At 57.7% G+C, this 18,880-nt stretch carries 11 protein-coding genes; 3 read left to right on the forward strand and 8 right to left on the reverse strand.

Annotated elements, in window-relative coordinates; genetic code table 11:
• Positions 1-100: 100 nt before the first annotated feature.
• From C8D90_RS17740 to C8D90_RS17755, 4 genes are read right to left on the reverse strand one after another with little or no spacing between them, the layout of a single operon-like run.
• Complete coding sequence (locus tag C8D90_RS17740; protein WP_115459797.1) at positions 101-334, reverse strand: hypothetical protein; 234 nt, start codon at positions 332-334, stop codon at positions 101-103.
• Positions 331-9,384 carry a hemagglutinin repeat-containing protein gene (locus tag C8D90_RS17745; RefSeq protein WP_115459798.1) on the reverse strand — a complete coding sequence of 3,018 codons (9,054 nt, stop codon included), beginning with the start codon at positions 9,382-9,384 and terminating at the stop codon, positions 331-333. Before C8D90_RS17745 ends, C8D90_RS17740 begins: the two co-directional genes overlap by 4 nt.
• A gap of 15 nt (positions 9,385-9,399) precedes the next feature.
• Complete coding sequence (locus C8D90_RS17750; RefSeq protein ID WP_115459799.1) at positions 9,400-9,927, reverse strand: toxin-activating lysine-acyltransferase; 528 nt, start codon at positions 9,925-9,927, stop codon at positions 9,400-9,402.
• A gap of 1 nt (position 9,928) precedes the next feature.
• Positions 9,929-11,578, reverse strand: coding sequence for a ShlB/FhaC/HecB family hemolysin secretion/activation protein (locus C8D90_RS17755; protein ID WP_376744969.1), 1,650 nt, complete (start codon positions 11,576-11,578; stop codon positions 9,929-9,931).
• A gap of 849 nt (positions 11,579-12,427) precedes the next feature.
• Between C8D90_RS17755 and C8D90_RS17760 the strand changes: the two genes are divergently transcribed.
• Complete coding sequence (locus tag C8D90_RS17760; RefSeq protein ID WP_115459801.1) at positions 12,428-12,787, forward strand: hypothetical protein; 360 nt, start codon at positions 12,428-12,430, stop codon at positions 12,785-12,787.
• Between the two features lie 170 nt (positions 12,788-12,957).
• Here C8D90_RS17760 and agp read toward each other — a convergent pair whose 3' ends face one another.
• Positions 12,958-14,274 carry a bifunctional glucose-1-phosphatase/inositol phosphatase gene (gene agp, locus C8D90_RS17765; RefSeq protein ID WP_115459802.1) on the reverse strand — a complete coding sequence of 439 codons (1,317 nt, stop codon included), beginning with the start codon at positions 14,272-14,274 and terminating at the stop codon, positions 12,958-12,960.
• Positions 14,275-14,484: 210 nt separating this feature from the next.
• Between agp and C8D90_RS17770 the strand changes: the two genes are divergently transcribed.
• Positions 14,485-14,820, forward strand: coding sequence for a DUF2002 family protein (locus C8D90_RS17770; RefSeq protein ID WP_115459868.1), 336 nt, complete (start codon positions 14,485-14,487; stop codon positions 14,818-14,820).
• A gap of 15 nt (positions 14,821-14,835) precedes the next feature.
• On the opposite strand, the gene C8D90_RS17775 is transcribed toward C8D90_RS17770, so the two are convergent.
• Both C8D90_RS17775 and C8D90_RS17780 read right to left on the reverse strand, forming a co-directional pair.
• On the reverse strand, positions 14,836-15,525 hold the full coding sequence (locus C8D90_RS17775; RefSeq protein WP_115459803.1) for an LrgB family protein: 690 nt from the start codon (positions 15,523-15,525) through the stop codon (positions 14,836-14,838).
• The gene (locus tag C8D90_RS17780) at positions 15,518-15,940 is read right to left on the reverse strand and encodes a CidA/LrgA family protein (protein WP_115459804.1); all 423 of its coding nucleotides are present in this window, start codon (positions 15,938-15,940) and stop codon (positions 15,518-15,520) included. Before C8D90_RS17780 ends, C8D90_RS17775 begins: the two co-directional genes overlap by 8 nt.
• A gap of 163 nt (positions 15,941-16,103) precedes the next feature.
• On the opposite strand from C8D90_RS17780, the gene C8D90_RS17785 reads away from it, so the two are divergent.
• Positions 16,104-17,018 carry a LysR family transcriptional regulator gene (locus C8D90_RS17785; RefSeq protein WP_115459805.1) on the forward strand — a complete coding sequence of 305 codons (915 nt, stop codon included), beginning with the start codon at positions 16,104-16,106 and terminating at the stop codon, positions 17,016-17,018.
• A 48-nt stretch (positions 17,019-17,066) separates the two neighbouring features.
• Here the strand turns inward: C8D90_RS17785 and C8D90_RS17790 are convergent, their stop codons facing one another.
• A complete protein-coding gene (locus C8D90_RS17790; protein WP_115459806.1) occupies positions 17,067-18,716 on the reverse strand; it encodes a Na+/H+ antiporter in 1,650 nt (549 codons plus the stop codon).
• Between the last annotated feature and the right edge of the window lie 164 nt (positions 18,717-18,880).

Consider the following 18,880-nt stretch of genomic DNA (forward strand, 5'->3'; position numbering starts at 1 on the left):
TGCAGCCACAAGCTCTTTCTGCGCATTCTGATACTTCTCCTGCTGCGTCATGCCTGAGATTTTATTTTCTACAATATCACTCAGCGCATTATTCTCAACATCAAAACCCTTTTATTTTTAGTAAACGAAGAAAAGTGATGCCAAAACCTAAAAAAAACCCACCCCAAATGCTCATTTTCAACATCCTTCTAAATTGAAAAATTTCGAAAGAAATTGGGATATTTTGGAAAAAATAGAAAAATACTTCTATACAGGCGTAAAAAACAACTCCAATAAAGAACAGCCCAAAGGAACAGATAGCTATAAGCGCTAATAAAAAAAATAAATTTTTCATTTTTTATTATTCCTCCCATCTATTTTATCCTGAATAACCGAACTACCGAACTCTGATAAAAAGCTACCGCTTGTATTTCCCAAAGCTCCAGGGATATTGTTCGGTAACATATCCTTCCTTACTCCCAATTGCCCTCTTATATCTGTATACTTCAGCCAATTCGGATCAAATTTTGGATCCCAGCCACCTGTCAGCCATTTTCCTGCCGAGTTAGCTGCAGGTTTCACTAAGTAGTTACCCACACCATAACCTAAGCCAGCACCAGCCCCTGTTGTAATTGCACCAGTAAGAGGATCATCACCATTAATCTGATTAATTAGCGCACCACCACCAGCATTCCAACCCACTGTACCCCAGAAGCCGTGCCCCATACTGGCTACGTTTGCCCAACCAGTAATAACAGCATTCACAGGGTTGATTTCTCCTTTATCAGCATACTGAAACGCAGTGTTCATTCCCGCTCCCAGTGCCCACATCGCTGCCTGTTCGGCCGTCAATAAGCTAAGACCAGTAACATTGATCATTCCCGCAGACACTGCTGCATTTGCTTCTGCAATGTCCCCAGCTAGCTGACCTTTACAAGTAATATCGCAGTCCGGTATTTTGGCGAACCAAAAGCCAAGATCTGAACCAACAGCCCCCATGCTATTGTTTTCCACCGTCGTCTTCCCAGCCTGCGCCCCGGCCACAACATCTGCTGTACTGTCTCCAGCAAGCCCTCCGGCCAGCCCCGCCGCCAACGTAGCAAACGCGCTGATAGTCTGTTTCTGCGTCTCCGTCAGTTCATCAGCTTTCTTACCATACAACTCCAGCGCCAACATGCCCATCGCTTCACCGGTCAGCGCTCCGGCTGCGCCTGCCATGGCATTTTTGTCCTGAGCGAGCGCCAGCGCGGCATTCAAAATGGCATGTGCGGTCAGGTTGGCTTCTGCATTCACCTTGCCAGTGACCGGATCCGTTGTCATGCTTTTTACGACTTCAGCCAAATAAGGCGCAGCCCCGCCGGCCAACGCCGCTTTCAAATCCCCGCCAGCTAATCCCTGCACCGCTGCCGTTGCTGCCTGGATCGCCTGCTGATATTTACCCCCGGTCCCAAACCCGGACTCATTCATCGCCTGGTCATAAGCCGTCTGGTAAATCTGATTTTGAATATCTTTATCAGTAATGTCGGTTTTACCCTGCTGAGCCAGCGCTTTCTTCGCCGCATCGACATCACTTTGTTCGATATTCTTCAGCTTCTCATTCGCCGCCCTGGTCGCCGCGATATCCCCTTCCGTACGCGCGATATCCGCTACCTGATTACCTATCTCGCCAATCAGCTGCGCCTGCTTCAGACGCTCCTGCTCTTTCTCTTTGTCGAAGATAGGCGACAGCGTCTGGTTCGCATGCTCGACATCGCGGCTTAAATCCGCCACGTCCTGCTGCTGGTTTTCCTTATCGCGAATGGTGATAGTCCCTTCCGACACCGCCGATTTAGTCGTGCTGCTGGCATGCCCTTCATTATCCGCGCCGACCAGCAGTGAGTTCGCCATGTTGCCCGCAAACTGCCCGCCGATGCTGCCGCCGGTGCTCATCCCCGCGCTCTGGTGCTCAACCTTAAAGTCAGCCTTGTTCTCGATATCGCTGAAGCCCAGCGTGCCGGTATCCAGACGGTTCTTGTCTGACGTGGCCGTTGAGCCAATCACCGCGCCGTCAAGCTGGGTATGCTTGCCAACCGTGATATCAAAACCGCCCTTACCCGCAAAAATCCCGGTCTGCTCCTGCACCGAGTCGTAATTGCTGTGCATCTTGTCCTGGCTGGCGTTTACGCTCAGCGAACCGCCGATGCCCGTCCCTACTGGTACGCTGATGCCACCGCTGACGTTCTGCTGCTTCATGTCGTAACGGTCGCTGTCCTGCTCGGATATCAGCGTCAGGTCGCGCCCGACCTCGGCCTTCACGCGCTCGCCGCTGACCTGTGCACCCTTGAGCGTGGTGTCGCGCCCGCTGACGATAGTGACCTGATTGCCGGCGTTGACGGTCGTCTCGGTATGCGTCGTGCCATTGCCGCTCTCGGAGCCTTTGCCTTTGTTGGCGCTGGCGGAGATGTTCACGCCCATGCCGCCGCCGCCCGCGCTGATACCAACGCCCACGCTACCGCCACGGCTCTCGTTTTTGCCATCGAGCCGCGAGGTGTTTTGTCCTGACAGCAGATTAACATCGCGTTCGGCGGAAAGCAGTATGTCGCTGCCCGCCTGAAGCTGGCTGCCCTGAACGTTAAGGTCGCCGCCGGTGGCGTTGACCGTGAGGTTCTTGCCCGCCGTCAGCGAGCTGCCCTGCGAGGTGGTGTTGGTCTGGGTTTGGGTGGAAGTGGACGACTGGCTGCCGTACGAAACGCTGACGCCAATGGTGTTGTTATTACTGGCGTCGGCCGCCCCTTTGGCATCATCCAGCCGCAGCGCCTGCGAAGCCTGCACCCCGGCCAGCGCCGCTTTGGTGCCCTGCAGGGCGCTCAGGCGGCTGTCGTCTTCTTTCTTCGCGTCCTGCACCGCCTGGACCGCACCGCTGAGCGCACTGCCCGCCGCGCCGGAGAGGGCCAGCGTCAGCCCGCTCTGCTTCTGCTCAACCTTGTGTGTCTGGCTGCTCTGGTTCTCTGCCGCCAGGATATTGACCTCTTTGCCGGTCAGCGTCATGTTCTGGCCGCTGAGCACGTCAGAACCTTTGACGGTCAGCTGATTACCCGCGGTCAGGCTGACGTTGCCCTGTGCACTGCCGACGGTGCTGCCCACGCTGCTCAGCGTCGTGCTGTCGTCCGTGGTCTTCACGCTTTGGGTGCCGACGCTGACGCCAATCCCGCCGGTGCCGGAGATGCCGCTCTTTTTCTCGCGGTACATGTGCATCTCGTCACGGCTTTCCGTGGCGGCCTGAATGGTCAGGTTATTACCGGCGCTCAGGCTGACGTCATTCGTGCCGGCCACGCTGCTGCCGGTGACGGTGAGGTTGTTGCCGGCCTGCATCGTCACGGTGTCGCCGCCAAGGCGACTGCCGTTCACGCTTTGTTCGTTGAACGTGTGGCGTGTCTCGCTGGTCGTTTTTGAGCCGACGCTGCTGCTGCCGGTTGTTTTGTAATACTGGTCGAAGCTGGCCGTGTCAGTCGCGTGCTGAACATTGATGTCGTTGCCGGCCGCAACGCCAAGCTGCTGCCCGGCAGAAACGTTACCGGCGGTGATATTGACGTCGTGCTGCGCCGCCAGGGTAACGTCGCCTTTGCCCACCACGTCGCTGCCAACCTGCTGGGTCTGCGCATGGTGCGCCCAGTTGTTGTTGCTGAAATTAAGGTCATCACGGCTGCCGGTGGTCACGGTGCCGAGGTTCAGGTCGCGCCCGGCGGCAAGGGTGGTTTGCCCGCCGTCACCGCTGTTGACCACCTGCGCAGCGGTAAGGTTCACGTCACGCCCGGCCTGCAACACCAGCTTGCCGTCCGGTTGTTCGACGTAGAAGCCCGCGACGCGATCGATAGTCGTGCGGGAGAAATCACCGTTCGCGCTTTGCGCCGTGCGGGTCGTGGTGGTGGCGTTGATGTCACGTCCGGCCCCCGCCAGCAGGCTTTGGCCGGCGGAAATCATGCCGCCGACGTTGTTGATGTCGGTGCGGGCCTGCAAAGCCACATCATTACCGCGAATGATGCCGCCCAGGTTGTTGATATTGTCAGCCAGAATCTGCGTGCTCTGCTGCCCGTTGATACGGCCGCTGTTGGTCAGGTCGCCGGCCAGGTTCAGGGCGACGTATTTACCCGCCAGCAGCGCGCCGCTGCCGTCGAGATCGCCCTCTTTCACCACCGCATAAACCTGCGGCACCAGCACCTGCTGGGTGCTGCCATCCGGCAGGCGCACGGTCTGCGCCACCATCCACACCATATCGCCGGTAAGCAGGCTCATCTGTTCCGGCGTCAGCGCCACGCCGAGCGTCAGGCCGTATTTTTTGCCGAACTCGACGCCATTGTTCATCAGCGCCTTGTACTGCTCCTCGTCGTTATTGTAGCCGCCGAGGTAACGGTTGCCGGTCATGGCGATAACCTGTTCGCGAATCAGCTTCTGCTCGTAGTAACCATCGCCAAGGCGTTTAAGCACGTTGTTCGGATCGGTGGTGAAGGCCTCCATCATGTAATCGGAGCCGAGCCACTTCTTGTTATTGGTGAAGCGCGGATCGGTTTCAACCAGATAACCGGCGGTACTGTCCGGACGGACCTGGAACAGGCTGTTGTCCGGCAGTTGGGTGTTGGGACCGGTGATGCGCACTACGTTGCCGTCTTCCCCGGCATTCACTTCGAAGGTTTTGCCCGGCGGTAAAGTCACCGCACCCGGCGCCGAAGGCAGCGCAGCCCCCGCACCCGGCGCGTTAATGTCGCCCAGGTTCAGGCTGCCGGTGCCCTGAATGTCGCCGTTGATATCCGCCGCCTGGCGATCGTCCAGGCTCAGGCCGCTGCCCTGCGTCTGGGTATATTCTTCAATGGTGCTGGGTTTGAGGGTGATACCCTGAATAACCGTCGGCGGCGTGTAATCCACCGTCTCCATTTTGGAGGAATCGCCGCCTTTATTCCTTTTACGCCAGTAGTTGGTGGCGGTGCCATCGTCGTTAATCTGGCGGTAAGCCGCCACTTCCACGTTCTCGACATCACGCGCCTGCAATGCCAGCTGGCCGCCGGCGACGATCTGGCTCTTGTCGTTGAACACCTTGTCGGCATTAATGCTGAGATCGCCGCCGGCAATAATTTTGCCCGGCTCGCTCTCTTTCACCCGGTCTTCGGTGACGGTGCGGGTGTACTGGTAATGGGTGAATCGGTCGCCGTCGGTGGTGTGACAGATAACCCCTTCGATGCACAAAATGCGCACCTCATCCCAGTAAATGTAGATGTTGTAATCTTTGTCGTTGTAGCGCACGCCGTTGTTGAGGCGCGCGACTTCATATTCGGAGATGTCTTCCTGAGACACCAATACATTTTCCAGCTCGAAACGATCGTTAACGTTATTGAGGGTGGCAACGTTGAGTGCCATATCGCCGGCGGATTCGATGGTTGAACTGTGATTATTGAGCACCGAAGCCTGCCCGGTGGCGAGATAATCGGCGTTGAGCGTGCCGCCAAGGGCGAGGCTGCCGTCGCTGTAAATCAGGGCATGATCGCGGTTGTTGAGTACGCCGACCCCGAGATCCAGCCGCTGGCGGGCAGCAATGGTGGCCGCCTGACCATCCAGTGCCAGGTTGTTGAGCGTACCGGCCTGGATCGCCAGCGCATCGCCGTAAATGCGCCCGCTGCCGATGTTATTGACCGTGGCGCCGTTCAGGCGCGTGTAAAAGCCGTCAATCAGGCCATAGTTGGTAATGGTGTTAGCGGCGGTTAACTGGGTGGTGCCGGCACTGATTTCCGCATCCTGATTGTTGAGGATGGCGTTCGCCGCGACGTCGAGCAGGTTACCGGCCTGAATCAGGACATCGTTAATCACGCTTCCCGTGGTGGCGATGTGAAGATCGTGGTTGGCCTGAATCGAACCTGTGTTATGCAGATCCTGGTTCAGCGTCAGGGTCATATCGCCCAGCGAAAGCAGTTTGCCGTCGCCGCTGAGAGCATCGGCTTTCAGCCGCAGGTTCTCACCGGCTTCGATGCTGCCGGCGGTATTCAGAACGTCATGCGCCGTAATGGATGCAGTTTTCTGCGTGCTGAGCAGGCCGTTGCTGTTGTTGAGCAGGCCATCAAGCGCCAGGCTGAGCGCATTGTCCGCCAAAATCTTACCACCGGTGTTATCAAGCCCGCCCGCGTTAACACTCACGTCGCTTCCCTGAATGCCTTTGCCTTCGGCAAGGGTATCCCGGTTCAACACATCCGCGGCGTTCAGCGTTACGGCGCCGCCACCCTGAATCAGCCCGTCGCTGTTGTTAAGCAATGCACTCAGGGCATTGAGGGTCAGCTCACCCAACGCCTGGATCTGGCCCTGCTGGTTGTTGATATCCGCGCTGGTCAGGGTCAGGCTCTCTGTTGCCGCAATCTGCCCGCCATTGCGGTTATCCAGCGCGCCGGTGGCAAGGTTTATCGCCCCGCCTGCCGCCAGCAACCCGTTGCGGTTGTCGGTATCGCCCGCGTTAAGGGTCAGCGCGCCCTGTGCGCTCAGCGTGCCGTTCAGGTTGCTGAGCAGGTAACCGCGCGTGTCCCAGTGCAATGCTCCCCCGGATTGCAGGGTGCCGCCTGTGTTGTCCAGCGCGAGGCTGGTCGCGGAAAGCCCGCCGAGCGCAACGATCTGCCCCGCCCGGTTATTAACCGCACCGCCGTTGAAGGTCAGTTGCTGGTTGCTGATGATAAAACCGCTCTGGTTATTCACATCGCCGCTGAACAAGGTCAGGTTGCCCTGACTGGTGATACCGCCGCCGTTGGCGTTACTGAGGCGCATATTCTGCGTATCAAGGCGCAGATCGCCGCCGCTTTGAATCATCCCCGCATCGTCGTTTTGCAACGTTAACGTGGTCAGGGAGAAATCACCGAGCGCGGTTAATTGGCCGCCCCGGTTGTCGAACCCGGCGGTGTTCAGCGTGGCGCCTGCGCCGCTGAGCAGTTGGCCGTTACGGTTATCTACCTCGCCGACGGCAAGTGCCAGCGCACCGTTGGCGGCGAGCAGGCCTGCCGCGTTGTCGAGTTTTTCACCCCGGCTGTCCAGGCGCAGTTCACCGCCGGATTGCAGGGCTCCCGCACGGTTATCGATCGCCCCGCTGCTGAGCGCCAGCTGCGCATCCGCAACCAGCCTGCCGGACTGGTTGTTGATGTTGCCGGTAGCGGCGTCAAGGGTTTTAGCCGCAATCAGGCCGTTATGGTTATCGATGTCGCCGGTAGTAAGCCGCATGTCGCCAAAGCTGAGCAGGCCGCCCTGTTCGCCGCTGTCAGCATTGAGCAGGGTGTAACCCCGGGTATCGAGGCTAAGCAGGGTGCCGCCCTGAATCAGCCCGCCACGGTTATCCACGGTGTTGCTGAGCGAATTCAGGCTGCCCGCAGCAGCAATCAATCCGTCACGGTTGTCGAGTTCACCGGTGAGGAACAGCGAGAGGTCGCTGGCGTCGGCGGCGATCAGGCTGCCGCTCAGGTTGTTAAGCTGAGCGGCGTTAAGCGCGATGTTGCCGCCGGCGGTAATCGTGCCGCCCTGGTTATCCAGCGCATTGGCGATATCAAGCTGCATCCGGCCCTTGCCGCTGTGCGTCATCTGACCCTTGCGGTGTGACAGACTGTCCGCCTGAATCGTGATGTTGCCCGCCTGCGTGACGGTATTATCCAGCTTGAGGTCCGTACCGCGCAGCGCCAGGCTGCCATTGCTGACCATGGTGCCGCCATCGCCGTCAAAACGGCCAGTACGGATATCAAGCCGCCCCTCGCCGGCATGGATGATGCTGCCCTGCTGGTTGTTAATGGCGCTGCCGCTGAGCGTCAGGTTGTTACCGTTGCTGGCAATGGTGCCGGCGCGGTTATTGATGCCTTCCTGCATGGCGAGCTGGAGATCGGCCTTGCCGACCTGTTGTAACGTGCCTTTCTGGTTAGAAAGCCGGCGGGCGGTCAGTTCCAGCTTGTCGGCAGACACTTTTCCGCCGTCGTTATTCACCACCCCGGAGGTGATGGCGCTCAGCTTTCCGCTGGCGGCCACGCTGGCATTGGCGGTACTGATGTCGCCCTGGGTTGCGTTAAGGGTGATGTCCGTCGCACCGGTCTGGCTGCCACTCAGGTCGATGGCGCTGGCGTGAACATTCATCGACGACGCAGCAAGGTTCTGGCCATTGGAGGTGAGCATGCCCTTGCTGTTGAGCGTCAGGTTGCCGCTACCGCCGAGTTTGCCGTCGCCGTTCATCCCGGCGGCAAGCGCGCCGGAGGCGCTGTTGGTGATTGACGCTGCGTTAAGGGTTGTGTCGTTGCGTGCGGCAATGATGCCGCTGTTATTGACCGCATCGCGCGCGGTCAGGGACGTATTGCCCGAAGCATAAAGCGTGCCCTGGTTGCTGACGCCGCCCTGCGCATCGATGCGCAAATTCTGAGCCGCGCTGATGGCGCCGCTGTTGCTGATACTGCCGTCCGCATTGACCACCACGTCGCCGGCCGATGCGCCGATGGTGCCGGCGTTACGCACCCCTAACCCTTGCTCAGTACCGCGCAGGCGGATTTTTCCGGCGTACATGCCGCCAATCTGTGACACGTCCAACGCGAAAGCAGACCGGGTCGCGCTATCGGCGCTTTTCGCGCTGATGGTCTGATGCTGTGCATCAACCCGGTTGGCGCCGGTGGTGACGTTCAGTTCGTTGGCCCAGATACCGGCATTTACTTTAACTGAGCGGGCAATCAGGTCCGTGTGATCCGCCCGGCTGGCGTCCAGCCCGTTGCCCTGCACCACAATTTCGCCGCGCTCAACGTCATAACCGGTGACTAAGCCGTTGTTCATTTGCACATTGCCGGTGGTCAGCGTAGCGCGGTTGGCGTTAATGAACCCGCAGCCGTCGCAGGTGATGCCTGCCGGGTTGGCGATGATCACCTGCGCTTTTCGGCCCGCCACTTCAATAAAGCCGTTGAGCTTGCTCGGATCGCGGGTATTGACCTCATTGAGGATCACCTTCGCTTCACCTTTCGCCAGCCACGGGTTGGCGGTGATCATCCCGCCCAACTGGGTCTGGGTGTTGGCATGGGAGTTATTGAGGATGACGCCTTTTTTGTCCACGTCGAACTGGCTGTAAACGTTGCGTGAAACGCCGCCCTGGCTCGGGGTCTGAATATTCACCTGCGGCGTGCCGTTGGCGCTGCTGATGATGGTCGGTTGCTGGTTGCCCGGCGCGTTGCGGTCCGCCACCACGCCGGCCTGCACCGGCAGCACCGCGCCCAACGCCAGCCACAGGCACAACCGCAGCGGATTGAGCGTGCCGGTCAATTTCCCCGGCGCATGACCCGGCCGGGAAGCTCGTCCGCTACCGGCGCGTCCGGAACGGGCGATGTCCGCCACCACCATCAGCATGCCGCGGGCCTTGTTGAAAATGATACGATACAGATTCTTGTTCATGGCAGCGTCCTTGACTTACCTTTCACACACCGGGGCCGCCAGAGGATGGGCAGCGCGCCAGAGTTTGGCCTGCGCGGACGTCACGTCGTCCCCGCGAAAATTGATAACGCACTGTCCGCGGCTTTCCCCGCGGTGATATTGCGAACGAAAACAGCGATCGGGAAACAGCGAACCGGTGATCAGCCGGCGCATCGGCAACATGTCGCCGAAAGGCGCAATACAGTCGCGCAACCACATACGTTCACCGCTGGCCCAGTCCTCATCGCGCGTGAGAACAGCGGCTTCGGTGAGGTAACGACGCTCGGCGTCCTCACTGAGCCACATCCAGCTCAGGTAAAACACCGGTTTTCCGCCACGGCTGGCGATGGCGTACTGCTGACGCTTGATCGCAGGCAGCAACAGGGTCGGCAGCGCATACAGCGGGGTGTCGCGGTGCATCGGAGAATGCATCCACAGCCAGACCGCGGCGCCGAGCGCTTCGGCCTCACTCATCCCGCCGCCAAGCAGCATCGGCGCCTGAACGTCATAGTCCCCGAGCCTCATTTCAGTAGCTCCAGTTCAGGTTGAAACCGAAAGTGACCGGGCTGGTGTGGTAGCCGTCCGGCTTGGAGAGCGGAATACCGGCAAACAGGTCATAACCGGTGCGCAAAGCGCTGCCGCGCAGACCAACCACGCCGCCCGCCAGGCGCTTGCCGACATTATTTTCGCTACCGCGTCCGCCGATTTCGCCGTAGTCAACGCCAAGGTACAGCTCCTGACCCGGCAGCGGCGTGTACCAGCCGAGATCGTTGCGTACATACCAGCCACGGTCGGCGCTCAGCGAACGTTCGCCGTCGAAGCCGCGCACCGTCCAGCGTCCGCCGATGGAGAACTGCTCCTGCGTGGTCAGCGGCGTGTTGCTCATCTGACGTGAATACTGCGCGTTGTAATGGAAGTTCTGCCCGCCAAGGTGAAAAGGCACGTCAACCTGGGCGTCGAAACGCAGGATTTTGCTCAGCGCGGTAGCTTCCCCCCAGTATTCTTCCGGTGCGGGACGGGCGCCGAACCAACGGGTGCCACGCTGGTAGCTGACGCCGGCGTCGATCGTTGCCCACGTCAGGTAATGACGGTGCTGCAGGCCCAGTTTCCAGGCAGAGGTCAGGCGGCGCTGCACCTCGACTTCGGTGTCGTTGATGAAGTTTTTGTTTTCGCGCACCGTCACGTCGTAGGTCAGGGTGGTTTTCTGGCTGCCGTTACGGTGCAGCACGCGGCTGAGCTGTGCGCCGAGCGTTTTGCTGTTGCCACTGTAACGGGCGTCGCCGTTTAGCTGGGCGACGGTTTGGTGGTAGTCATAATCGTTGGCGTTAACGCTGAACATCCAGTAACCAAACGGCACCGAGTAGTGGCCGGTCAGGTTTTTGGTGCCTTTGCCGCCGTGGGTATTCAGGTCATGCGTGCCGGAAATATAAAACAGGTCGCTCAGCGACAGCGGGTTATCCAGTGACAGCGTTAACCCGCCCTGGTAACGACCGGTGCTGCGGGTGCCGGAGTCGTCCAGCGACGCCCCCACGCGCCAGATTTTGCTCTGCTGGCGTTGCAGCACGATATCGCTTTCTCCCGGCTGCTCGCCGGGGACGATCTCCATACTCGCCTGCACGGTAGGCAGACGTTGCAGGTTTTCCAGCCCCTGCTCGATATCACGCAGATCGAGCAGGTTGCCTTCATGGGCAGGGAAAGCGCTGTACAGCGTGGCGTAGCGGCTGCTGTCTTGCGTCAGCATGACCCGGCGGATATTACCCGGCACAATGACCAGCTGCAGCGTACCGCTTTTTAAATCCTGCGCCGGCGCCAGCACGCGCGTCGTGACATAGCCGCTGTCAACCAGCCGGTTTTGCACTGCGCTCATCAGCATATTGATGCCCTTGCTGCCCAGGCAAAACCCTTCCGCCCGCCCGGCGATACGCCGGAGCGGCAGCCAGTGAGGCAGAGCTTCCTGGCCGGACAGCTCAACATGACGGATTGGGAAACAGGGTGTCTCGGCCGGGAAAATCAGCTTCCCCGTCGCAGTGGAAGGCGGTGAGAGCCGGATATCCGGCGTCGGCGGCGTGAGCTGTTGCTCCAGCGCTTTTTGCTGTTGTTCCTGATGAATAAACTGGTTTGTTTCCTGCGGCGCGGCACCCAGCGGGCCGATAAGCAGCAAACACGTCAACGGCAGCAGGCGTACGCCGGTTGGCCGGGAAAAAGGAAAAAGCAATTGCGCATGACGATCCCTGTCACAAAAAATATACATACCTTAGCTATGCCAAACGCTGTCAGAACCACGCCATCATCTGGCCGTAAGCATGGTATCAACCCTATACCTTAGTTGGCAATATCGTGTAAATTAATAAATACTTATAAAACGCTTATTTTTTCATTCTCATCGGGCATTACGATATTTAATTTATAGAAAGTGAAATATTCACCAATCAAATAATTAACCCCTTCGTTTTCTTATTATTTATTTTAGTATTATCAAAGTGTGCAAAAATGCAAAGAAACACCAGGGTATGCGCATGATTTATAATGATAAATTTTGCCAAGGATAATGATATTGGCCCATAAAAAAGATATTCATAACAAAAACGCCAAATGCAACGCTGCAATAATCACAACAGCAAACGTACAAACAATAAATAGCAGGTGCTTCATTTTTCTCTCTGCCCATCGCTTAATCGAATAAAGAAAAATGAATACCCCTGTGGACACGAGATAATAAACAATAACAGGGCTTCACATTTCAGCAGAGAGCATTACATCAATTTCCCTTTGATCCCCCTGCTTTTTGCATACGTTATGGAGAATCCCTTAACCCGATACGCTGATGCTCATCGCTAATCAACAAGAAAGCGCATATCTAAGAAGATATCAGCCCTTCCCCTTCAAATGTATACCTCCCCCCCTGTCTCCCGCGGTTAAAAAAAGGCCGAATTTCTGATAATCAGGAGCGCCTCTGGTAGCACAACCGCCCCTGTAGTACTTTATCCATCGCAAACTTCATTGATAAACAAAAGGAATTCGCAGTATGGAAAATACTCTGTTTGCACGTATTGCCGCTATCGTTGGCTCCGCGTCGCTTAAGAAACCGATTTTAGCCGTTTATAACAACGCCACCCGTCATTATGTTTCCGTTGCCGCAGATACCACGCGCGGTAAAGTTTCTGGCTACGACACCTCAGCTCGCTGCTATTTCTCAGGAAATTCAACTACCGATCTCAGCTTTTACGACTACGGCACGCATGCCCAGGTAATGCTGAGAATTGCAGATAATAAGGTTCACGGTTATAACTACAAAACCCGTTCCCATTTCAATGGTCATATCAGCGGGCAGAACCTGTTTATTCGCGATTATAAAGCCCGTCAAAACTATACTTATATTTTCTAACCGAGTTCGCGTAAATTTGCGCGGGGGGAACCAGTATGGTTCCCTTTTTTTGCCGCTGTAAACAACCGGCAGCATATTCGGCGACAGGCCGATTGCCAACCTGTCTTTCCCACACTTTCCTTATGCAGTCATCCCCGTCAGCGTCACCGGCCGCTGACGGGGAACCCTGTTTACTCGCCGCCTTTCAGATCGCTGGCGATGGCCGTTTTAAAATCGTCCATCGGGCAGAAGCCGTTCGCGTCCGTTTTGCAGCCGTCAATTTCCAGCGTCACACGCATCGGCGGTGCATCCGCAGTCAGCGGCGTTGCGTTACGGATCTGATCCGTTGATTGATACACATATTCAATCTTCATCAGATCCTTATCAGCCTTCTTATCATGCCAGCGCTGGAAAACGATCTTGCCGCTGATTGGTGTTTTCTCATACTGCTGCGGCAGTTCGTAAGGCGCGGTCTTCATCGCGGCCAGCAGTGAAGCAATGTTGGAGTCGTGGCCGACCATCACCGCTACCTTCGCTTTATGCGCCTGCTCCGCCAGCTTATTGCTCTCGTCCGGCGTGCCGTTAAGCGCTGCGCTGATAAACCTCAGCAACGGAGCCGCGGCATTTTGCGCGATGGCAGAGGAGCCGAACAGGGTTTCGTGATACAGGTTTTTGATCTCTTCCAACTGCTGCCACTGTTTAGCATCAGTGATTTTCCCCCACGCCACCTCATTGAGCGGATAGCCTTCGTAATACTGCAGCATAAAGCCGTCAGACGCCCCGGTACCCACGCGCAACGGCCCTTTGATACCCGGCTCCTTATTCTGCTCAATAATCACTTCGTTAGGCTGAGCAGCCATTGAGCAGGTTTTCTTCTCGGTACAGACCTTGGACTGGCCGTAATCCATCACCTGCTGCAGCACGTTGTAGTTCGGCTCCAGGCGCTTGTTCAGCCCTTCAATGCCGCCTTCGCCCGCATGGCTGTTGATCGAGTCAATGGCCTTCTGCTTAAACGTCTCCGTAACCTCTGCTGTTACGATCGGGTTGAAGGTCGGGTCCATGGTGCCGATTTTCTCCTGATGGTTCACGGTCAGTGAACAGTCAGGGAAAGCGCCGCTGACAAAGCTTTTTGCGGTATCAATCGTGCGCGGCAGGCTGTTGGCATAGACAAAAACGCTGCCTTCGGTCGGGCATCCGTTGGCAGGCAGGATTTCTGTCTGAGCCAGCCAGGTGCGCAGATATTTACCGAACAGTACCTCGACTTCCCCGCCCTTCGGCGTCAGCAACCCGCCCTCGGTTTTCCATACCGGCCAGGTATGCGGCGTCGACTCCGCCAGAATATCGCCATACCCCACCAACGGCGCGCGGATGCCGTGGCGGCTGAAAATCAGCACCTGCTCCAGTTGATAACCCTCGGCGGGCGCCGCGGGCGCTTCTGCGGCCTGTAGCGACAAAGGCAAAGCCAGGGCCAGTGCGGAAAGGGAGAAAAGAGGCATTCTTTTTTTCATGGCAATCCATCCTTCTGTTTTTATATAAGAATCAGTGATTTTCCAAGCTAGTACATCTTAGATACCTATAAGAAAAATACCCGGGAAAATGTCACAGAATAAAAAAAGCAGGGAATTTACGTGCTTTCTCTTCCAGAAAAGTCCGGTTGTCTGAGCACGAATGCGCGATAAGGTCATCCATTATCACGCTAACAAACGGGAGAGCCGATGATGTATTTACGTCCTGATGAAGTTGCACAAGTCCTTGAACATTCGGGATTCATCAGGGACTACGTCACTAACAAGGCGTATGGATTTTATAAGGGAGAGTACTACGTTTACGTCAACCGGGAAGCCAGAATGGGCCGTACGGCGCTGGTTATTCATCCTGATTTGGGTAAGAAAAGTCTTAAATTCGCACATCCTGCCGAAGAGCGTAAGTTAAGCCCCGCTTACGACCGCTTCCCGCGTGATCCGGACAGCGAAGCGCCGGTTTACGTCGGCATTCCGCACGGCTTTACCTCACGCGCCATGCTGACCCGCTATCTGGAGCGAATGTTCAGGTAACACGCATACCGGGCGTCACCATAGCAGGCGCCCGATAAACGGCGCCAGCACCACGGTGACGACGCCGGCCAGCATCATCACCAGGCTCGAGACCACGCCTTCGGTCTGACCGATTTCATACGCCCTGGCCGTTCCGGCGCCGTGCGACGAAGCGCCCAGCCCGGCGCCCTTCGCCATCCTGCTGCGCACGGCCAACCGCAGAAACAGCACGTCGCCGACCGCCATCCCGAATACGCCGGTGATGACCACGAACAGCGCCACCAGGTCCGGCTCACCGCCCAGCGACTTCGCCGCCGCCAGCGCGAACGGCGTCGTGATGGAACGCACCGCCAGGCTGCGCTGCAGCGCTTCCGGCAACATAAACAGGCGCGCCAGCCATACCGAGCTGCCCACCGCCACCACCGTCGACGTTATCACTCCGGCGCTCAGCGACATCCAGTGACGGCGGATCACCGCCATGTTCTCATACACCGGCACGGCAAAGGCAATGGTTGCCGGCCCCAGCAACCACAGCAGCCAGTGGCTTTCCCCCATGTAATCCTGATAAGAAATGCGGCCGGCAACCAGAAACAGCACCAAAATCAACGGCGTCAGAACCAGCGGCATCATCCACACCTTGTGGATGCGACGATAAAGCCGCTTATTGCTGAAATAGAGCGCCAGGGTCACCAGCAGGCAGCTTACGCTGAGCAGCATATTACTCATGGCGACGGCGCCTGCGTTGCAGCCAGATTTCCAGGCGATACACCCGGTCCACCACGAGCGCCGTCGCCCCTAAGGTCAGCAACGTGCTCAACGCGATAACTGCAAAAATCTTCCATCCTTCCGTCATCAGCAACGTCGCGTAGTTCACCACCGCCACCACCGCCGGCACGAAAAACAACAGCATTTCCGCCAGCAACCAGCGTGAACCGGCCCTGACCCAGTTAAGGGGCAAAATGCGCGCCGCGATCAGCAACAACATCATCAGCATGCCGACGATATTGGCGGGGAGCGGGAGATGAAAAACGGTGACCGCCTGTTGGGCAACGATAAACAGTGCGGCATACAGCGCAACCTGAACCGGCACCTGAATGCGGTTGAGGAAAGAAGGCGCGCCGGAGCGCAACGCCAGTGACATGAAAACCCCGAAATGATGGCCGAAAGGCGGCCAGTATAGTGGCAGCGGAAGAACGGCATAAAATGAATTAATATTATTGAAATCATGCGCGGCGTGAATGGTTTAGATATCGTCTGAACACCGGATACCCGGCGTGCGCTATGTGTCTTCGTTGAGGGTGTCAATGGACGTCAGAACGTTGCGTTATTTCGTTGAAGTGGTGCGCCAGCAGAGTTTTACCCGCGCGGCAGAGAAGATGTTTGTTACCCAACCCACCATCAGTAAGATGCTGAAAAATCTGGAAGATGAGCTGGAATGTACGTTGTTGATCCGGGAAGGGCGCCAGTTGCACCTTACCGACAGCGGGCAGGCCGTGTATCAGCGCGGCGTGGCGATCCTCGATCAGTTCGGCCAGTTGCGCGCCGAGCTGGAAGACATCAGCAGCCTGAAGAAAGGCCGGCTCAAGCTGGGGATCCCGCCGATGGTGGGCACCCAAATCGCCGGGCTGATCGGTGAGTTTCGCCAGCGTTACCCCGGCATTGAATTACTTATTTCCGAATTCGGCGGGCTGACCGTGGAACAGGCGGTACTTTCCGGGGAGCTGGATCTGGCGCTGACCGCGCTGTCGGACGACGACAACCCGGACATTGATTCCCTGCCGTTGTTCAGCCACCCGATGTGTGTACTGGTGCCGCGCACGACGCCCTGGCTGAGGCGAACCCGGCTGCACATCCGTGACCTGGCCGGGCAGAATATCCTGATTTATAACGAAGATTTTGCGCTTTACCGGCAACTGATGGAAACGTTCCGCGCGCAGGGCGTTACGCCGCAGATTGCGGTCCGCAGCGGCCAGTGGGATTTTCTCGCTGCCATGGTACAAACCGGCGTCGGTATCGCAATCTTGCCGGAACCCATCTGCCAGCGGCTGGACCCGCATGCGTTGCTCTGGATACCGCTGGAGCCGGCGCTGATGTGGCGGCTGGGGCTGATTTGGTGCCACGGGCGCTATCTTTCCCACAGCGCTCAGGCCTGGATCGCCCGCTGCCGGGACTTCTGGCCGGACGGCGTGATGCACCCGGAACACCTCACCCAGCGCTGAGCGCCCCGACCTTTCCGGGCAGCACGCGCTGCCCGGTTACTCTTCGCGTTACTCGCTTTTCTCCAGCAGCAGCGCTTCCAGCAAATCAAGGTCATGCAGCAGCTTTTGCAGCGTTTCGTTGCTGATCTTCTGCGTCGCGCGCAGGTGATACAGTTCCCCGCGTTCCGCACGCAGCGCGGTCAGGCGGAAGCGGCGCTCCAGGTTTTCCACCTTCAGCGTTTCCTCGGCGTTCTCTTTGGTGCTGACGCGCCGGCGCAGGCTACCGATAACCCGTGAGCTGACCTCCGTCAGCACCTGCGGATCGATATTCTCTTCGGTATCCGCTTCCAGCCGTTCCTGCATCTTTTTCAGGCTTTCAATCGCCACTTCGGCGGAGATCGATTTCGCCATGCGCTCTTCCTCACGGTAAACGCGGGAATCGGAAACCTCCACGCCGCGCAGCAGCAGCGGCAACACCATAACGCCGATAACCAAAGAAAACAGGATCACGCCGGTCGCCAGAAACACCAGCTGATAACGGCCGGGGAACGGCGTACCGTCGGTCAGGAACAAAGGAATGGAGAGCACGCCCGCCAGGGTAATCGCCCCGCGCACGCCGGCAAAAGAGGCGATCCACAGTTCACGCATCGTGTAGCTGGCGAACTGCATCGGGTTACGTTTCAGGAAACGACGGCTGAAACGGCGCATCGCCCACAGCCAGGTAAAACGCAGCAACAGCAGAACCACGTACACCAGCGCCACGTCGGCAAACAGATACCAGGTTTGAATGGTCGGGTCGCGATCGGCCTGGATGATTGAGCTTTCCAGAATGCCCGGCAGTTGCAGGCCCAGCATGATAAACACCATGCCGTTAAACACGAATTCCAGCATCGCCCATACGCTGTTGGCGCGCAGGCGCATAGTCAGCGGCGCGTTGCGGATAACGCCGGACTGGCTGATCGTCATCCCCGCCGCCACGGCGGCCAGGATGCCGGAGACGCCGATATGTTCCGCAATCAGGTAGCTGGCAAACGGCAGCAGCATCAGGAATACAATCTGCGTGGCCGGATCGTCGCCGCTCCAGCGGCTCATCAGGCGCAGCGACTTACTGTACAGCCAGGTAATGGCCGCGCCCGCAAGCAGGCCGCCCACGGCCACCTTCAGGAACTCCAGCGTTGCGCCGCCCACGGTAAACACCATGGTTCCCATCGCCACGGCGATAGCGAACTTCAGCGAAACCAGGCCGGACGCGTCATTCATCAGGGCTTCGCCCTCCAGCACGCCCATGATGGTTTTCGGAATGCGCCCTTTACCGACGATCCCCGAAAGCGCCACGGCATCGGTGGGGGAAAGTACCGCCGCCAGCGCAAACGCGGCCACCAGCGGCACGTCCGGCAGCAGCAGATGCAGGAAGTACCCCACGCCGATCACGGTGATCAGCACCAACACCAGCGCCAGCCCCAATATTTCACGGCCGTGATGCAAAAACTCGCGCGTCGGCGTTTTCCATCCGTCGGCAAACAGCAACGGCGGGATAAACAGCACCAGAAACAGTTCGGGATCGAAATCGACATGCAAACCAAAATGCGGCCAGGCCAGCATTGCCCCGATGGCGATCTGCATCAGCGGCAACGGGATCTGGAACGGCAGCATGCGCGTCACCACCCCGGAAAGAGAAACAACCAGTATAAGTATCAGAATAGTAAAGAAGATTTCCATGCTTTCCTTAGGCTCACTACATGTTGCTGCGTGTTTTCCGCGATCCGCAAACGCCCGGTGCGTCGCGGAACCGGGTATTACCTCACGGCGGATATACACATATGTTTGGCAGTGCCATTAAAAATAGCACCATATCAATTTCGGCCTAAAGGAAAATGTGCAGT

This window comes from Enterobacillus tribolii (genome assembly GCF_003363015.1).
In the GTDB taxonomy this organism is placed as follows: Bacteria; Pseudomonadota; Gammaproteobacteria; order Enterobacterales; family Enterobacteriaceae; genus Enterobacillus; species Enterobacillus tribolii.

What these genes read in the sequence shown, in the direction of transcription:
- C8D90_RS17750 (WP_115459799.1), bottom strand. Translation starts at nt 9,927, where the DNA reads ATGAGGCTCGGGGACTATGACGTTCAGGCGCCGATGCTGCTTGGCGGC.
- C8D90_RS17770 (WP_115459868.1), top strand. Translation starts at nt 14,485, where the DNA reads ATGTATTTACGTCCTGATGAAGTTGCACAAGTCCTTGAACATTCGGGA.
- agp (WP_115459802.1), bottom strand. Translation starts at nt 14,274, where the DNA reads ATGAAAAAAAGAATGCCTCTTTTCTCCCTTTCCGCACTGGCCCTGGCT.
- C8D90_RS17785 (WP_115459805.1), top strand. Translation starts at nt 16,104, where the DNA reads ATGGACGTCAGAACGTTGCGTTATTTCGTTGAAGTGGTGCGCCAGCAG.
- C8D90_RS17745 (WP_115459798.1), bottom strand. Translation starts at nt 9,384, where the DNA reads ATGAACAAGAATCTGTATCGTATCATTTTCAACAAGGCCCGCGGCATG.
- C8D90_RS17780 (WP_115459804.1), bottom strand. Translation starts at nt 15,940, where the DNA reads ATGTCACTGGCGTTGCGCTCCGGCGCGCCTTCTTTCCTCAACCGCATT.
- C8D90_RS17740 (WP_115459797.1), bottom strand. Translation starts at nt 334, where the DNA reads ATGAAAAATTTATTTTTTTTATTAGCGCTTATAGCTATCTGTTCCTTT.
- C8D90_RS17775 (WP_115459803.1), bottom strand. Translation starts at nt 15,525, where the DNA reads ATGAGTAATATGCTGCTCAGCGTAAGCTGCCTGCTGGTGACCCTGGCG.
- C8D90_RS17760 (WP_115459801.1), top strand. Translation starts at nt 12,428, where the DNA reads ATGGAAAATACTCTGTTTGCACGTATTGCCGCTATCGTTGGCTCCGCG.
- C8D90_RS17790 (WP_115459806.1), bottom strand. Translation starts at nt 18,716, where the DNA reads ATGGAAATCTTCTTTACTATTCTGATACTTATACTGGTTGTTTCTCTT.